Origin of the sequence: Pseudomonas parafulva NBRC 16636 = DSM 17004, from assembly GCF_000730645.1 — a bacterium.
GTDB lineage: Bacteria > Pseudomonadota > Gammaproteobacteria > Pseudomonadales > Pseudomonadaceae > Aquipseudomonas > Aquipseudomonas parafulva.
On the sequence record NZ_BBIU01000014.1, the window covers coordinates 117630 to 134409 of the forward strand.

Annotated in this window: 11 protein-coding genes and 1 pseudogene; 6 read left to right on the forward strand and 6 right to left on the reverse strand. The window is 56.2% G+C overall.

The genetic code is table 11. The annotated features are described in order from the left end of the window. Positions 1 to 246 precede the first annotated feature (246 nt). A pseudogene (locus tag PPA02S_RS22645) lies at positions 247 to 2253 on the forward strand (glycoside hydrolase family 99-like domain-containing protein); the annotation flags it as partial. Positions 2254 to 2267: 14 nt separating this feature from the next. Then, a complete protein-coding gene (locus PPA02S_RS11045) occupies positions 2268 to 3410 on the forward strand; it encodes a glycosyltransferase family 4 protein (protein ID WP_028634718.1) in 1143 nt (380 codons plus the stop codon). Positions 3411 to 3540: 130 nt separating this feature from the next. On the opposite strand, the gene PPA02S_RS11050 is transcribed toward PPA02S_RS11045, so the two are convergent. Both PPA02S_RS11050 and gmd read right to left on the reverse strand, forming a co-directional pair. Further along, on the reverse strand, positions 3541 to 4503 hold the full coding sequence (locus PPA02S_RS11050; protein WP_028634717.1) for a GDP-mannose 4,6-dehydratase: 963 nt from the start codon (positions 4501 to 4503) through the stop codon (positions 3541 to 3543). Positions 4504 to 4574: 71 nt separating this feature from the next. Continuing rightward, positions 4575 to 5606: a GDP-mannose 4,6-dehydratase gene (gmd, locus tag PPA02S_RS11055; protein WP_028634716.1), complete on the reverse strand. Its 1032-nt coding sequence runs from the start codon at positions 5604 to 5606 to the stop codon at positions 4575 to 4577. Between the two features lie 432 nt (positions 5607 to 6038). Here gmd and rfbB point away from each other — a divergent pair, with 432 nt between their 5' ends. From rfbB to PPA02S_RS11075, 4 genes are read left to right on the forward strand one after another with little or no spacing between them, the layout of a single operon-like run. Continuing rightward, the gene (rfbB, locus tag PPA02S_RS11060; RefSeq protein ID WP_028634715.1) at positions 6039 to 7115 is read left to right on the forward strand and encodes a dTDP-glucose 4,6-dehydratase; all 1077 of its coding nucleotides are present in this window, start codon (positions 6039 to 6041) and stop codon (positions 7113 to 7115) included. Then, positions 7112 to 8017, forward strand: a complete 906-nt coding sequence (gene rfbD / locus PPA02S_RS11065) for a dTDP-4-dehydrorhamnose reductase (protein ID WP_028634714.1) — start codon at positions 7112 to 7114, stop codon at positions 8015 to 8017. The genes rfbB and rfbD overlap by 4 nt, the downstream gene beginning before the upstream one ends. Beyond that, the gene (gene rfbA / locus PPA02S_RS11070) at positions 8014 to 8904 is read left to right on the forward strand and encodes a glucose-1-phosphate thymidylyltransferase RfbA (protein ID WP_028634713.1); all 891 of its coding nucleotides are present in this window, start codon (positions 8014 to 8016) and stop codon (positions 8902 to 8904) included. Before rfbD ends, rfbA begins: the two co-directional genes overlap by 4 nt. 2 nt (positions 8905 to 8906) lie before the next feature. Next, positions 8907 to 9857 (forward strand): glycosyltransferase, encoded by a 951-nt coding sequence (locus PPA02S_RS11075; protein WP_042141611.1) that lies wholly within the window; start codon positions 8907 to 8909, stop codon positions 9855 to 9857. A gap of 77 nt (positions 9858 to 9934) precedes the next feature. Here PPA02S_RS11075 and PPA02S_RS11080 read toward each other — a convergent pair whose 3' ends face one another. From PPA02S_RS11080 to rfbC, 4 genes are all read right to left on the reverse strand, one after another. Beyond that, entirely contained in the window at positions 9935 to 13888 is a 3954-nt protein-coding gene (locus PPA02S_RS11080; protein WP_028634711.1) for a rhamnan synthesis F family protein, read from the reverse strand. Beyond that, on the reverse strand, positions 13889 to 15265 hold the full coding sequence (locus PPA02S_RS11085; protein WP_028634710.1) for an ABC transporter ATP-binding protein: 1377 nt from the start codon (positions 15263 to 15265) through the stop codon (positions 13889 to 13891). Beyond that, positions 15255 to 16085 carry an ABC transporter permease gene (locus PPA02S_RS11090; protein WP_028634709.1) on the reverse strand — a complete coding sequence of 277 codons (831 nt, stop codon included), beginning with the start codon at positions 16083 to 16085 and terminating at the stop codon, positions 15255 to 15257. Before PPA02S_RS11090 ends, PPA02S_RS11085 begins: the two co-directional genes overlap by 11 nt. A gap of 106 nt (positions 16086 to 16191) precedes the next feature. Beyond that, the gene (gene rfbC / locus PPA02S_RS11095) at positions 16192 to 16737 is read right to left on the reverse strand and encodes a dTDP-4-dehydrorhamnose 3,5-epimerase (RefSeq protein WP_028634708.1); all 546 of its coding nucleotides are present in this window, start codon (positions 16735 to 16737) and stop codon (positions 16192 to 16194) included. Positions 16738 to 16780: the final 43 nt, after the last annotated feature.

Consider the following 16780-nt stretch of genomic DNA (forward strand, 5'->3'; position numbering starts at 1 on the left):
GCTCGCTTCGCAAGCGTGCTCGCCCGCGTAACGCGGTATGCTGTAGAAGAAGCGTCTCCACAGGAACCCGCAACCGCTATGACGGAACAGCCATCGCAGGCAGCCGAGCCGGCCGCCGCAGTACACCTCGCGCACGAAGACCCACTCACACCTTCTGCCGTGCCCGCCGAGCAAAATGCCGCTGGCTCGCCAGCGCAATTTTCGGATGCAGTGCCAGCCCCCCTGCTGCCGCTTGCAGCAAAAGCGTTGCCGAGCGCTGATGGCACCTGGGAATGGCAAGACTACCCTCAGGTTCGTGCACGCATTGCTCAGGCAAAGGCCGAGCACCGCGCGGCAAACCCAGTTGGGCTCATACCCGTGATGGACTTCGATCCAGACGAACTGGCAGATCGTGCTGCACAATTACAGTTCCAGCCTCCAGGGGTGCTGCCGCTCGTTTCCATCCTCATTCCAGTTTTCAACAACGCCAAACTCACGCTCGAATGCCTGACATCCATCCAGCAGCATCTGCCTGAAAACCTGGATGTCGAGATCATCGTCGCCGACGATGCCTCAACCGACCAAACCCACTCACTGATTAGCCAGGTGGCCAACATCCGCTACCTGCGCAACTCGTACAACGTGGGCTTTTTGCGTAACTGCAATCAGGCTATGAGTCGAGTCACCGGTGCATTCACCGTTTATCTCAATAATGACGTACAGGTGACTGCAGGCTGGCTTGAAGCATTGTTGGCCACCTTCGCCGATTTCGACAAGGTAGGTGCCGTAGGGCCTAAGTTCGTCTACCCAAGCGGTCATCTACAAGAAGCCGGTGCAGTGCTAGCGACTGATGGCTTGTCCACAATGGTGGGTTTCGCTGAAAACCCTGGCGAGCCGCGCTTCAATTACACACGCCGGGTGGATTACGTATCCGGCGCATGCCTGCTCGCCCCTACCGCATTGTTAAAGCGCATCGGCGGCTTCTCTGAAGCGTTTCTACCCTGCTATTGCGAGGACAGCGACCTGTGCTTGAGCATTCGTGCCGAAGGTTACGATGTCTATTACAACCCGCATGCCACCATCATTCATCATCTGTCGAAAACCACCGCAGCTGCCGGTGACGACTTCAAAATGGCCAGCATCGCCAACAATGTCAGTGAGCTGAACCGCAAGTGGGGCTCGACCATCGAGCAACATTTCGACCCGCGGCTAATCTGCTTCTATCTGCCGCAGTTTCACCCGGTACCAGAAAATGACCTGTGGTGGGGCAAGGGCTTCACCGAATGGGCGAACGTGAGCAAGGCACAACCCAATTTCGTCGGCCATTATCAGCCACGCATTCCCGCCGACCTTGGTTACTACGACCTGCGCCTGCTCGAAGTCATGCAAGCCCAGGCAGACCTGGCCCAGCGCTACGGCATTCATGGGTTCTGCTTTTACTACTATTGGTTCGACGGCAAGCGCTTGCTGGAGCGCCCGGTCGAACAACTGCTACTAAGCGAAAACCCAGATGTCCCGTTTTGCCTGTGCTGGGCGAATGAGAACTGGACACGCCGCTGGGACGGCCTTGACCAAGAGGTCTTGATTGCTCAGGCACACAGTGACGAAGACGATCTTGCAGTGATCAACGACCTGATCCGGTTCTTCAAAGATGGCCGCTATATCAAGATTGACGACCGCCCGTTACTGCTGATCTATCGGCCAACGCAATTTCCCGACTTCGCCAAAACGGCAGCACGCTGGCGGGAAGCCTGCCGCGATCAAGGTGTGGGTGAAATCTATATCGCTATGGTCGAGTCGTTCGGGCTGGCCACCGCAAACTTCCATCCTTCTCAATTTGGATGTGATGCGGCGGTCGAGTTTCCACCTGGGGGCCTGGTGCAGCCCAAGCCACCCAGCGGCGAGATGCTCAACCCTGACTTCACAGGGCACTCAGCGGACTACAAAGACATAGCGGTCAGCTTTGCCTCGCGCCCCGGCCCTGCCTATACACGCTTCAAGGGCGTGATGCCCGGGTGGGACAATACCGCCCGGCGCCAGCATGCGGGCGGGTGTTTCGAGCACTCTACGCCTGGCGCCTTCCAGGCCTGGCTTGAGGAAGCGATTAACGATACCCGCCAGCAAAACTTTGGCGATGAACGTCTGGTGTTCATCAATGCCTGGAACGAATGGGCCGAAGGAGCATACCTTGAGCCTGACCGGCGCTTTGGGCACACCTACCTCGAAGCCGTAAGCAACGCGCTGGACGCCTCGCGTCTGTTGAAGAAAAACTGACTGGCTGGACCCTGATGACCCACATCATTAAAAACAGCAATGACGTATGCCTGCCCGGCCACCCGTTTGCGCCAATAGGTATGGGTGAACATGTACGTGCCACGTTCCGTTCACTTAGAGCGGTGTATACACCGCCCGTTATCCACGATATCTATAAAATCGTCCCTGCCAGTGACGCCGACAGCGCTGAATTTGGGCAGGCACTGACCGAGCAGCCCGCCGCGATCAACATATTCCACATCAACGGTAACGAAGTGGAACATGCCCTGGAGCACATCAGCCAGACGCGCCCTTGGACGGGTTACAACATCATTTATCCGTTGTGGGAGCTGCCGCGCTACCCAGGCGGATGGGCCGAACAACTCGACCGTTTCGACGAAATCTGGGCCGCTTCGCGGTTTGTCATGGACGGCCTTCAGGCGGCTTGCAAAAAGCCTGTTGTGCATATGCCACTGGCCACGGAGGTCCACCTCGACAATTTCTTTGGCCGCCGCTACTTCGGCCTGCCAGAAGCCGATTATGTGTTCCTGTTCTTTTACGACCTGCGCTCCTACTCGGCGCGGAAAAACCCTCAGGGCGTCTTCGAGGCGTTCAGGCAAATGCTGGCCAAGCGGCCCTACGCCAACACGCACCTGGTGATCAAGGTAAACGGGGTAGATATGAACCCGCAGGCGTTTACCGACTTGCAGGCTGAAGTGAAGGCATTGCACGGCCGGGTCACCTTGATCGCCCGGACCATGAGCAGTACCGAAGTTAAAAACCTGTTGCGATGCAGTGACTGCTTTGTGTCACTGCATCGCTCCGAGGGCTACGGTTTCGGTGTTGCCGAAGCGATGGCGCTGGGCAAACCGGTTATCGCCACAGCCTATTCCGGCAACATGGACTTCATGGCCGCGCACTGCAGCTTGCCAGTCGATTACCGCTTGGTGGCGGTGAAAGAAGGTGAGTACCCCCATTATGAAGCACAGCACTGGGCGGACCCATACTGCGAGCAGGCAGTGGCCTACATGGTGCAGTTGGTGGATGACCCCGCGATGGGGCGCGCCTTGGGGCAGAAAGCGCGCCTGCATATGCAAAGCTTCTTCAGCTACCGCTACACAGGCTTGCGCTACCGCGCTCGCCTAGCAGAAATACGCCAGATGTTGTCCGAGTCCTGAGGACTGAAACCGGTCAAAAGGCCGGTGGGGCCGCTTAGCGGCCCCAAATTGCTCAACTGACCGGCATCAAGGTTTATCCGCGAACACCGGCCGCCTGCTTCGCGGGGGAACCGCCGCCACAACGGCCCGCTCAATCAGGTGGTTCCAGTAACGCCTGGCCACGCCAGTAGTCGAGAATGTCACGCACCGTCTGCGCCAGCGGCGTAGTAGGGACCCAGCCCACGGCTTCTTTGATTCGGGCATTGGCACCTGCCGCCAGCGGAATGTCCGAAGGACGCAAGCGGTCGGGGTCGGTCTGGACGATGATCGGTACCGTAGCTTCGGCCAACAGCGCCTGCAACACGCTGCGGATCTGCCGGCTTTTGCCCGAAGCAATGTTGTACATCCGGTGCTCAAGCTGGTCCCTGTTTGCGTCAAGCAGCATTGCGTAGGCTTCGCACACATCATGCACATTCAAGAAGTCACGGCTTGCATCGAGGTTGCCAACCTTGAGCACAGGGGGTTGTAAACCGGCCTCTATCCACGCGATCTGTCTGGCGAACGAGGCCGTGACAAAGTCTGCGCTCTGCCCTGGGCCAATATGGTTGAACGGGCGCACTACCACCCCTGGCATACCTTGGCGCAGGTACTGCATTACAGCATGTTCAGCCGCCAGCTTGCTGGCAGCATAGGGGTTCATCGGGACGCAGGTCGCGTTTTCATCCAGTAGCTGGCCACTTTTGAAACTCTCGCCGTACACCTCGGACGAGCTGACAAACAGGGTGAAGCACTCCGGCGCGTGCGCCTTCAGTTCCTCCATCAGGTTCAGGGTACCGATAACGTTAGCGTGCCAGGTAAGCAAAGGTTGCTTGAAGCTGACGGCAACATTCGATACCGCTGCCAGGTGAACCAGGTGCGTGGGCTTGACCCGCTGGATAACCGCCTCGACCTGAGCCCGATCACAGATGTTCATCACCTGGTAGTCGCATTCGAGTTCGGCTGACGCAGGGGGTGATGCCACCGTGCCGACGACTTCATGGTTGCTTTTCAGCAACCGGCGCTGCAGCACCTTACCGACAAAGCCATTGGCCCCGGTCAAAAGAATTCTGGCCATCTAGAAACTCCAAATCGCGGACACCTGCGCAAGCCAGGCTTGACGGGCAGGCGCACTTAGGGGCTCTGCCGTCAGAAACTTACGCCATTGGCGTTACGACGCAGGTCGGCCTCTACCATCATGCGGCAGAGGTCTTCCACAGAGGTACGGGGCTCCCAGCCCAGAACGGTCTTGGCCTTTTCCGGATCGCCAAGGAGCAGGTCAACTTCGGTGGGGCGGTAGAACTTGGGGTTTACAGCGACCAGGGCACGGCCTGTGGCGGCGTCGATTCCCGTTTCGTTTTCCTCTTTGCCCTGCCAGATAATATCGATATCCACTGCCTTGCAAGCCAGGGTCACAAAATCGCGTACAGACTCGGTGCGGTTGGTGGCCAGCACGAAGGTATCGGGCTCGTCAGCCTGCAGCATCCGCCACATGCCTTCGACGTATTCCTTGGCGTAACCCCAGTCACGCTTGGCGTCAAGGTTGCCCAGCTCCATTCGGTCGAGCTTGCCAAGCTTGATCTTGGCTACGCTGTCGGTGATTTTGCGGGTGACGAACTCACGGCCGCGCAAGGGGGACTCGTGGTTGAACAAAATGCCGCTCGCGCCAAAAATGCCATACGACTCGCGGTAATTGATGGTCATCCAATGTGCATAGAGCTTGGCGACACCATAGGGACTGCGCGGGTAGAACGGCGTACTTTCGACCTGGGGGGTTTGCTGCACCTTACCGAACATTTCTGAGGTAGAGGCCTGATAGAAGCGCGCCTTTGGATTAACGATGCGAATGGCCTCCAACAGGTTGACAGCACCGAGGCCGGTGATTTCAGCCGTGGTCACCGGCTGGTCGAACGATACGCCGACAAAACTCTGCGCAGCGAGGTTGTAAACCTCAGTTGCCTGAGTGGTCTGGAGCAAGCGAATACTCGCCGACAGGTCGGTCAGGTCGTACTCCACAAGGTGCAGATTGGGATGCTGTTCGACGCCCAGCTCCGCCAGGCGCCAGAAGTTGACCGAGCTGGTACGGCGGTAGGTGCCATAGACGGTGTAGCCTTTGGCAAGCAGCAGCTCGGCCAGGTACGCCCCATCCTGGCCTGTGATGCCGGTGACAATCGCGATCATGAATCCTCCAGAAAAATCGCCATCGAGGCCTTCTCTGGAAGTCGCTCGACGGCTTAATAGACCTGCTTCGGAACATGATACTGGCTCAGCATCGGCAACACGAGGCCAGCGACACTCCCCGAGTTTTTACCCTAGGCACCGACAAAGCCAGGCACTCGCCACCTAGCCGCTCGGCGGCAATCAGAACTTTCTTACAGCCAGATCAGAACATTTCATATTTTAGCTGTCTATGCTCTCGCTATATTCCTGCAGGCTCCTGCTAGTTCTAGCCTAGGCAGCACGGGACGGGGCTTCCCGACCCAGGCAAATTACCGTGCTCCACGGGCGATCAGGTATACTTTTGACTCACGTCTATATGATGGCTAAGCCGTACGTGCATGGACTTATGCAGAGTTCATAGGCTCTGTCAGAACCTCAAGGTAGAAAACTCTCGTGAAGATATTAGTAACAGGTGGTGCCGGCTTCATTGGCTCGGCAGTCGTGCGACACATCATCTCCAGCACCGATGACTCGGTGGTCAACGTTGACAAGCTGACCTATGCAGGCAACCTTGAGTCGTTGCAGTCAGTCGGCCAAAGCGAGCGCTACGCATTTGAGCGTGTCGACATCTGTGACCGCGCCGAGCTCGACCGCGTATTGCGCGAGCATCAACCTGATGCCGTTATGCACCTGGCCGCAGAATCGCACGTCGACCGTTCGATCAGTGGCCCTTCCGAATTCATTCAAACCAACATCATCGGTACCTACAACCTGCTGGAAGCGTCGCGTAGCTACTGGATGGCGCTGGACGATACGCGCAAGGCAGCATTCCGCTTCCACCACATCTCCACCGATGAAGTGTACGGCGACCTTGAGGGCCCGGAAGATCTGTTCACAGAGACCACACCGTACCAGCCAAGCTCGCCCTACTCCGCCAGCAAGGCCAGCTCTGACCATTTGGTGCGTGCTTGGGCGCGGACCTATGGCTTGCCAACCCTCGTTACCAACTGCTCTAACAACTATGGTCCGTTCCACTTCCCCGAAAAGCTGATCCCGCTGGTTATCCTCAATGCCCTTGAAGGTAAACCACTGCCGATCTACGGCAAAGGCGACCAGATTCGAGATTGGCTGTACGTCGAAGACCACGCACGTGCGCTGTACAAGGTAGTGACCGAGGGTGAGATTGGCGAAACCTACAACATCGGTGGCCACAATGAGAAACAGAACATCGAAGTAGTTCGCACCGTCTGTGCCCTGCTAGATGAATTGCGCCCTGGCTCAGCCTTTCGCCCGCATGTTGACCTGCTGACTTACGTCAAGGACCGCCCTGGCCATGATCTGCGATATGCGATCGATGCAAGCAAAATCCAGCGCGAACTCGGCTGGGTGCCGGAAGAAACCTTCGAGTCAGGTATCCGAAAAACCGTGCAATGGTATTTGGACAACCCGGAATGGGTGGCACACGTGAAAAGCGGCAGCTACCAGCAATGGATCGACTCCAACTACACCACACGCACGGGTAAGGCATGAAAATTCTGCTGCTGGGCAAAAACGGCCAGGTTGGCTGGGAACTGCAGCGGGCACTGAGCGTGTTAGGCGAAGTGGTGGCCCTCGACCGCCATCCTGCACAAACCGCTTACGGTGAACTGGCGGCAGATTTGTCAGATCTTTCCGGCCTGCGCCATGCCATTACCAAGGTGGCACCGCAGGTCATCGTCAATGCCGCCGCCTATACTGCTGTGGACAAAGCTGAAACCGAGCGCGAGCTGGCCCACACGGTCAACGCCTTGGCCAGCCAGGTAATGGCCGAAGAAGCCAAGCGCCTCGATGCCTGGCTGGTGCATTACTCCACCGACTACGTCTTCGACGGCAGCGGCACTGCGCCATGGCAAGAAACCGACCCGGTAGCGCCGGTAAATTACTACGGTGCAACCAAGCTCGAAGGCGAGCAACTGATCGCGGCGTCGGCCTGCAAGCACCTCATTTTCCGCACTAGCTGGGTGTATGCCGCACGCGGCAACAACTTTGCCAAAACCATGCTGCGTCTAGCCAAAGACCGGCCAACGCTGAGCGTGATCGCTGACCAGATGGGCGTACCAACTGGAGCGGACTTGTTGGCGGATGTCGCCGTGGCTGCGCTGCAGCAAGCTATGCACAAGCCCGAACTCGGCGGCATCTATCACTTGGCGCCCGCTGGCGAAACAACCTGGCACGCTTACGCAAGCTATGTTATCGAGTTTGCCCGTCAGCATGGTGAAACCCTCGCTGTGGAAGCGGTCAACCCAATTACCACAGCCCAATACCCAACACCTGCCAGCCGGCCGTTGAATTCGCGCCTAGCAACCGTGAAACTTCGCAACGCTTTTTCACTGCACCTGCCGGACTGGCAAGTGGGTGTAACCCGTATGCTTATGGAAGCTTTGAATAAATGAACACAACCAATCGTAAAGGGATCATTCTGGCTGGTGGTTCGGGGACACGCTTGCATCCATTGACCCTGGGCGTCTCCAAGCAGATGCTGCCCATCTATGACAAGCCGATGATTTTTTATCCACTGTCGGTTTTGATGTTGGCAGGCATGCGGGAAATCCTGATCATTTCTACCCCCGAAGACCTACCAGCATTTCGTAAGCTGCTGGGGGACGGGAGCCAATATGGCGTGCAGCTCAGCTATGCCGAGCAACCAAGCCCGGACGGCCTGGCACAGGCGTTCATCATTGGTGAGCAGTTCATTGGCAAAGACCCTTGCTGCTTGATCCTTGGCGACAACATTTTCTACGGCCAGCACTTCTCCGATAACCTGCGCGCTGCCGCCGACCAAACCGAGGGCGCGACGGTGTTCGGTTACCATGTTGCCGACCCCGAGCGCTTCGGTGTGGTTGAGTTCGATACCAACGGGCGAGCGCTCAGCATCGAAGAGAAACCTGCCGAACCCAAGTCCAGTTATGCCGTTACCGGCCTTTATTTCTACGACAACAACGTCGTTGAGATCGCCAAGGGCATCAAGCCGTCCGAGCGCGGTGAGCTGGAAATAACCGATGTGAACAGTGTCTACCTCAATCAGAAAAACCTCAGTGTCGAAATTCTTGGTCGTGGTTTTGCCTGGCTGGATACCGGCACTCATCAGTCGTTGATGGAAGCCAGCCACTTCATCCAAACCATCGAAGAACGCCAAGGCTGGAAAGTCGCGTGCCTGGAAGAAATTGCCTACAGCAACGGCTGGATCACCAAAGAGCAAGTAGCCGAGCAGGCAGAAAAACTTAAAAAGACCGGCTACGGCAAGTACCTGCTAGGCCTCTTGGAGCCAGGTCGCCACTGACTATGGCCGCCGGGATAAACACCGTTGGCAACACCGCCAAAATTGCAGTGCTGCTGGCTGCCTATAACGGTCGCGAATGGATAGAGGCGCAACTGGCCTCTGTCCTTGCCCAGATTGGGGTCAACGTTGATATCTTTATCAGCGTTGATCCCTCCACCGACGGCACCGAATCGTGGTGCGCCGAGTTCGCACAGGCTCATGCTAATGTCGTGCTTCTGCCCTTCTCCGGCGTCTTCGGCGGCGCCTCACGCAATTTCTTTCGTCTGATCAGGGACGTTGACCTGTCAGCGTATGAATTTGTGGCATTCGCCGACCAGGACGATCTGTGGTACGAAAACAAGCTAGAACAGGCCGTTGCTATGTTGCGCAACAGCGAAGCTGAGGGGTATTCGAGCAACGTCGTGGCGTTTTGGGAGGATGGGCGCCGGTTGCGGATTGATAAAGCTCAACCCCAAGTGCGCTGGGACCATTTATTCGAAGCCGCGGGCCCTGGTTGTACCTATGTGCTAAGCCGTAAGCTGACATTGGCCTTCAAAGCACAGCTTCTTAGTTGCTGGGACGAAGCGCAGCGTATCGACCTACACGATTGGTTTTGCTACGCCTTCGCCCGCAGTCGTGGCTATGGCTGGGTCATCGACCCGCGTCCAGGGCTGGACTACCGGCAGCATGAGCGCAACCAGGTTGGAGTTAATAATGGGATGGCGTCAGCAAAGGCGCGCTGGCGGAAGATTACCAACGGCTGGTGGTTTGAGCAGGTGCTGTTGACTGCGCGGCTTTTGCAGATAAACAGCCCATTCTTCGCGTTGACGGGCACTCACCACAAGGTGAAATCGTGGACCAAGCTGGCGTTCAGCGCTGCCAGTTGCCGCAGGCGTACACGTGACCGGGTGATGTTCTTTCTCATCTGCCTGCTGATGAGCGTTCTCGGTCAGCAGCCCAAGCACCGCAGGTAATGCTGGAACCCGATCGTGCAACCCCCTACTAGCGAGTTAAGGTGAAGGGCTGCTGGTCAGCCCTTCACCTTGGCTTGCTACACCACACCACGCCCGCAGTAATGGTCATCCAGCATGACTTCGCCCAGCAACTTCAGCTCGTCGGTAGAGTGCTTCGAGAAAAACTCATCGGCAATCGCCCGACTGACCTCAATCGATGGCGCAAAACTGCCCAGCAACTGAGTACGCACCTGCACCGCGTCCCTGGCAAACTGAAGTACGCCGTTGCGCAGGTCGTTCCTGAATGCATCACCATCACGCTCCTGGACCGATAGCTCACGGTAGTGGGCCTCTACGTTCACACCATCCGTAGAGGTGTACTTCACAACCTGCCCATCACTGGAGCTCAGCAATTTTTCAAGCTCGAAGCTACGCAGGTACATGATGGGTGCCGCCAAGCTGTGCTCTACGTTATGCATCAGGCAACCACGCACAATCACGCCGTGCTGTTCGGCCACAGGGATCGAACGCTCGTCAGTGGCCAAATAGTAGCCACTGAGCTTCTGCCCGGTAAGTTTGCACAGATAGTTCTGAATAGTGGCGCCATAGCCAACGTCCACCACCGCGGTTCGCTGGCCACCCATCAACCCCATGGTCTTCAAATACAGGGCCAGTGCTTCACGCTCTTGCTCTGCCTGCTTGAAGATGGTTTCGGCCAGTTTGGTTAACACCGGCTGCAGCACGGTGAGGTTGCCATTGCGCACCTCAACTTGGGTATCCCGGCCTACATTCAAATCGGTTTGGAGCTCATGCCAAACCGAATCGCTCAAGGTTAAGCCGAACCGCTCAAGCAAATAGTTGCTTGCGGTATTCAGGTAGTAGTCGCCTTTGCCGAGGGCCAGCACATCTTCCAGGTTGGCTAGCAGCGGCACGCTGCAGGTACGGCGAGAAACGACCAAGTACTTCGAATGCGGGGCATCGCTGACATTCCCAGCCCAAACGTCGTAAACGGCTTTCATCAGCTGGCCCTCTCGGGCCAAGAAATGAAGCTGCTCAACACCATCGCTCCGGGCATTGTCGATCAACCACTGCGCCATACCGGTTAGCATCGGGCCGACCAGGCTGTAGCCGACGTTGTACGGCGTGGCGTGGAATAGCGATCCAGGATTCAGTTTGGGGTAAACCACTGCGGCGAAGTTATGCTGGAACAGCAGCCCCAGAGTCAATTCGGCGTTCAGCTCGTGGGCGAACTCGTACTTCTCGACAATGCTACGCAGGCGAGGCGTGCCCCTGGCCAACTCTGTTGGGCGCAAAATATGCAATCCAACACAGCCTTTATCACAGGGAATCTGCAGGTCCGAGCGTTCGTTATCACCTACCATGATGAACTCGGCCGGCTGCAGGCGGTAGGCGTGCAAAACATGGTCGTAAAGTTGACCGGTGTCCTTGCGTAACCCCACTTCGTTCGACAGGTAGAACTCTGACCAGCCGTTTACGCCATTTGCATTCAATGCTCGGGTGATCAGAGCCTTGGGCAGGAACATGTCGGAGATTAACACCACCGGCTTGCCTGTTGCCTTCGCCGCCTCGAACAGCTCAACTCCGCCGCTACGAGCGGACAACGATCTATACTCTGTATGCTCCTCGAGCTTGCGAATGGTGTGGACATCCTCCTGCGAAAGCTTACTGAGCTGCGCAAACGCCTGGTAGATGTCATCCAGATCGACATCCTTGCCTTTATGCTTGCGCGCTTGGCTTTCTGCCAGCACCCGATAATCTCGGAACAATTCGGATAGATGCTCGGGCAAGTTGGCCGCTACGATATGCTTGGTGGTTTCCGCATCGATTAGAGGGCGAATTAACAGCGTGTCGAAAATATCGAACCCGATGCATTTAATAGCCGGGTTGGAAAATTGCCCTATCATCCACTCGTACGGGCGACCCACAGACTGGTCAAGACGCCACGACGACCACGTAGGGTTCTCGGTGTCCTGGATGATGCCAGGTTGCAAGCCTTGCTTACGTGCACTGAGCACTAGCAGCCGCTCAAGACAATGCGCGAATGTCCCGTCGGTCTGGCCCGCCTCTTCGATGAAGTCTTCGATGGTGATGCCAGCGTTGAATAGAGGCCGCATAGCGTCGCCTCGGGCCCAGAACATGGATCCTGCAGGGAAGTCAAAATACCCCTGCGGTACGGGTGCGATCCCCAGACGCGTGCACCAAGCGGCGCCCATCCCTTTATTGGCGAGCCAGGTATTGGCCTGACAGGGTACGGATTTGAAGTTCTGTGGATAGACGATGCCCTTGCCGCCAGTCATCAGGGTAAAAATCCTGCGGATGGTGGCTGTGCTGCCCAACAGATTACCCGCCAGATACTGGCGCCAGCCCTCGGTTGCTCCTGCGTTGTACAACGATTTCTTGCTATGCAGGTGAGCCACGTAATCGTAGCCGCGTAGCGCCTCTCCGAAAGTGACGAACATCGGGGCGATGTCACGACCGCGATTGTCCACTATCTGAAAGATCTGCGTCTCGCAGTTGGGTAACTGCGCGAAGGCTGCTTGGCAGGCCTGCTGACCTTCGGCATCCTTTACCGACACATAGAGATCATAAGCAAAAGGCATATTCCTGAGGTAGCCAGCAAATTCACCCGCCAAGTCCTCATAGTACATGTGCAAATGAATGGCGACTCTACCTTCGACTTGCTCTGCCGGCAGAATACCCTCCAGCGTGATAAGCGTATTGTCTACAGACTCCATGTGCGGCTGGCTGCCGTTTTTCCACATCTCGTAGTGCGGGCTACCCCGGAACACGAATGCCAGGTTTCGATAGCCCCAGTTCAGCAGAGAGTTGCGGTACTTATGCGGAATAGCCCAGTACAACGGCTTGATCTGGTCCAATACCCGAGCGCGCAGCCCACCGGCTACTAGCGGACGCTGCCCGCGCACCGCCCGCGAAAGCACGCGCATAGGGGCGGTAACCTTCCAACTGCTGGAACGGTGAATGCCCTGTACGATGCCGGCAAATTCATCTGCAGACCGCTTGGCCTGTTCGTCCTTCAACGCCAACTGATGCTTTAGGCTGGTGCTTTCTTCCCGAGCCTTGGCAGAATCGTTGCGCACATTGACCACCTCATCACGAAGCGCTGCCAGCGCTTCCTGATCCACACGGGCAGCGGCCAAGTCGCTGTGCGCTTCGGCAATGGCGACTTGGGCTTCAGCAAGAGAACTCCTGGCTTCGGCTAATTGCGCCTGCAGTTGCTCTTGGAGACGTTCAGGAGCACTCGTAACATCAGCCAGTTGCTCGTGCAACTGCTGCGGCGCCTGCTGTGCCTCGGCTAGCTGCGCCCGTAAGAATTGACGGCTCCCCTGCAACGCTGCGTTTTCTTCGCGCAATTGATCAAGCAATCGAGCGTGCGCTGGGATCTCCTGCGGATTGAGCAATTCAATCGAGCCATCCAGCAGCGCATTGTTAAACTCGGGCTGCGTATTGAACATACGGCTGTCGAACTGGGTCGCCACAGCTGCATTCTTAGCAAAAACGCTAACGAATGCATGCTGGTTTACGGCCTGATCGCCGGCCGCCTGCGGCCCGACGAACGACTCTAATAACACAGCGGGGTACCCGCTGTGCTGAGCCCAATTTACCAGCGCCTTGCCTGCACCCGGGTAGAAACGCCAACAATCCAACGGCCGGCGCTGAAGGCTACCTTCATTAGGCGCGATGATGCACAAGAGCCCTGATGGTTTGAGAATACGCAGGAATTCATTGAACACCACCCAAAACATATCCGCGTGCCCAAAGATCGAACTGCAAATGACGGCATCTACGCTCTCGGCGTCAAACGGCAGGGCAGCGACATCGTCCAAGACGATATCCACGCCAAGCCCCTGAGCTGCATCGACGCAAGTGTATTTGAAGCCTTGCGAGCAGAGGTCCTTAGGCGAGTCACCCAGGTGCTGCGCACCCATGACGACGACGTTGGCGCCAACAGGCAGGTTGTTGCGGTAGGTCTCAAGAAAGAGCCGACTATAATTATGTGCAGGGAGGTGCATTTATAGACCTGTTTCGGTGTCGATACTTAACTGAATGTCCAACATCGGAATACCGATCAATCCCGATGCCGACGGATCCTGGCTTGAATGGAAGATAACAGCGTCGTGAATCCAGTGGTGTGAAGTATGGTCTTGCTGTGTACCGTCAGCGACGGCAACCTGAATCGAATAGTCCCCGCCGGCGAGCCATGGCATGGGGAAGGTGAATTCCGCCTTGAACGCTTGGCCAGGCGCAGCTACTGGGGGCAAGCGGTCCTTGATGCTCAGCGTGTTGCTCCCGAACAGAAACTGCCCAAGCCGATCTTTGACATAAAAACCCAGCACCGGTTTTCTCAACTCTGTGTAGGCAACCGCGCGAATCGTCAGCGTTACAACCTCGCCGCCCTTGAGCGCCCTGATGTCACTGCCGTCTTCAGCGGTAACGTTTACGTAATTTATCTGCGCTCCCAACGGGTCTGTCTGCGCTGAAGCCTGCAAGTTGGGCTGGAACAGGCTCAGCGGGCCAGCACTCTCGTAAGGCAGCCCCCCCGCCCAGATTTCCCGAAGTTTCCGGGCTGTCGCAGAAGCATGCGTCTTATCCAGGAGCTGTTTGTCTTGCGTGGCACCGAGGATAAAGTTCAGGTAGTGTTCCGAAGTCTGCTTGGCTTCTCCGAGCTCTCTGGTCTCACCATCCGCCAACCAAAGAGCTTTGTCGCACAGCGCAATTACCGACGTACTATCGTGACTGACAAACAATAGGGTTTTTTCTTCTTTAAACTTGCGCAGGAAACGCATACACTTTTGGGTAAAAATAGCATCCCCAACGGCCAGTGCCTCATCGATGATGAGAATATCGGCATCCACATGCGCAATAGTCGCAAATGCCAGCCGCACAAACATACCGCTGGAGTAAGTCTTCACTGGCTGATCTATGAAATCCCTGATCTCGGAGAAATTCACGATATCGTCGAACCGCTCGTCCGTTTGCTCTTTGGACAAACCATAGAACGCTGCACTGAGGTAAACGTTCTCGCGGCCAGTGAATTCCGGATTGAAACCCGCACCCAGCTCCAGTAATGCCGCTACCCGGCCATATGTTTGAACATGGCCATGGGTAGGGCTCAATGTGCCACAAATTAGCTGCAACAAGGTCGATTTGCCAGAGCCATTGCGGCCAATAATACCTAGCGTTTCTCCCTTATTGAGTGTAAACGACACATTTTTCAGTGCCCAAAACTCCCGGCTGTATGCTTTCTGCTGCATCCCAAGCCCTCGCCGCAAACGAGGCAGGATTGACTGCTTGAGCCGGTCTTGTGGCTTGGCATAAATGTGAAAGCACTTCGATACACCGCTAACGACGATCGCTGCGTCACTCTGCTGCTGGCGGTTAGAGGACATCAGCGAATCCCTTTCTCGTTTTTTGGAACCATGCATAACCAAACCAAGCAGTCATCAAAGCCATGAGCGAGTATTTCGCCAATCCTAGCCAGTTCGGCATATGGCCCCAAATCAATACATCCCGGAGTTGCTCAATGATAAATGTCAGCGGGTTGGCCTCCATGAAGGGGCGCATCTCGACCGGCAGCGAGCTGATCGGGAAGAATACCGGTGACATGAACAGCATGATCATAGTGATGATGCCAATAGTTTGACCCACATCACGCAAGTACACGCCCAACGAAGCCAGTGCCCACGCCAAGCCTTGTACAAATATGATGTAGGGCACCGCTATCAATGGTATAAAGAGCATGGTTGCGTGAAGTTCACCATTGACGAAGACGATAGCGCACATCAGCACCAGTAAACTCACACTGGTGTGGAACAGCGCAGTACACATCGAGATGACCGGTAAGATCTCAAGCGGAAAAACCACTTTTTTGACGTAATTAACGTTTGCCAAGATCAACCCAGGCGCCCTATTCAATACCTCGGCAAACAGCCCGTGCACGATCATGCCGGCAAACAACAATACGGCGAAATCGCCCTTGCTTTCATGTGGGGACGTTGTCCAGCGAGCTTTGAAAACCACTGAAAAAACGAAAGTGTAAACCGCCAGCATGAACAATGGCGTCAGAAAAGACCACAAGAGCCCCATCACGGAGCCTTTATAGCGGCCAACTACTTCTCGGCGTGTCATTTGTAGAATCAACCGGCGGTAATGCCAGAGATTGCTTACCAGTGCCCACGGTGAAACGGGGGCCTGTGAATGCGGGTTCATTCAGTTACCTCGGAGCATGTAGCAAAATATCGGTGCGCCAAGCAGCCAAGTACACCCAGCCGCTCCCACCTGCGTGAAAGTGCTAGGCTTGCGAAGATCGGCAGTATCAGGCGTAGGCGTCGGCATCGACAAAAGCGCTTGCCTTCTGATCTTTACTCGACAATGCAGGCTCCCCTTCATAGGGCCACTCGATGGCTACGGTCGGATCATTCCAAGCTAGGCTGCGGTCGTACTGCGGCGCGTAGAAATCGGTCGTTTTGTAAAGGAACTCAGCGGTTTCTGACAGCACAACGAAACCATGCGCAAAGCCTTCTGGCACCCAGAGCTGACGCTTGTTCTCAGCGCTCAGGTGAACACCCACCCATTTGCCGAAGGTCTTTGAGCTTTTACGCATGTCGACAGCTACGTCGAACACTTCGCCCTGTACAACCCGAACCAACTTGCCCTGGGGTTGCTGGATCTGATAATGCATACCCCGTAGCACACCCTTCACCGAACGGGAGTGATTATCCTGAACGAAGTTTACCGGGCGGCCCACCACCTCATCGAACACCTTCTGGTTAAAGCTCTCGAAGAAAAAACCTCGTTCATCGCCAAAAACGTTAGGTTCGAAGAGGATCACCTCCGGTATGGCTTGCTGTGTTGCTTTCATGTGCTGCTTATCTCCAAAAAACGGGTGGCACGAGGATATCGCT

Coding starts and splice junctions, on each gene's coding strand:
- PPA02S_RS11045 (WP_028634718.1), top strand. CDS start 2,268: ATGACCCACATCATTAAAAACAGCAATGACGTATGCCTGCCCGGCCAC.
- PPA02S_RS11050 (WP_028634717.1), bottom strand. CDS start 4,503: ATGGCCAGAATTCTTTTGACCGGGGCCAATGGCTTTGTCGGTAAGGTG.
- gmd (WP_028634716.1), bottom strand. CDS start 5,606: ATGATCGCGATTGTCACCGGCATCACAGGCCAGGATGGGGCGTACCTG.
- rfbD (WP_028634714.1), top strand. CDS start 7,112: ATGAAAATTCTGCTGCTGGGCAAAAACGGCCAGGTTGGCTGGGAACTG.
- rfbA (WP_028634713.1), top strand. CDS start 8,014: ATGAACACAACCAATCGTAAAGGGATCATTCTGGCTGGTGGTTCGGGG.
- PPA02S_RS11075 (WP_042141611.1), top strand. CDS start 8,907: ATGGCCGCCGGGATAAACACCGTTGGCAACACCGCCAAAATTGCAGTG.
- PPA02S_RS11080 (WP_028634711.1), bottom strand. CDS start 13,888: ATGCACCTCCCTGCACATAATTATAGTCGGCTCTTTCTTGAGACCTAC.
- PPA02S_RS11085 (WP_028634710.1), bottom strand. CDS start 15,265: ATGTCCTCTAACCGCCAGCAGCAGAGTGACGCAGCGATCGTCGTTAGC.
- PPA02S_RS11090 (WP_028634709.1), bottom strand. CDS start 16,085: ATGAACCCGCATTCACAGGCCCCCGTTTCACCGTGGGCACTGGTAAGC.
- rfbC (WP_028634708.1), bottom strand. CDS start 16,737: ATGAAAGCAACACAGCAAGCCATACCGGAGGTGATCCTCTTCGAACCT.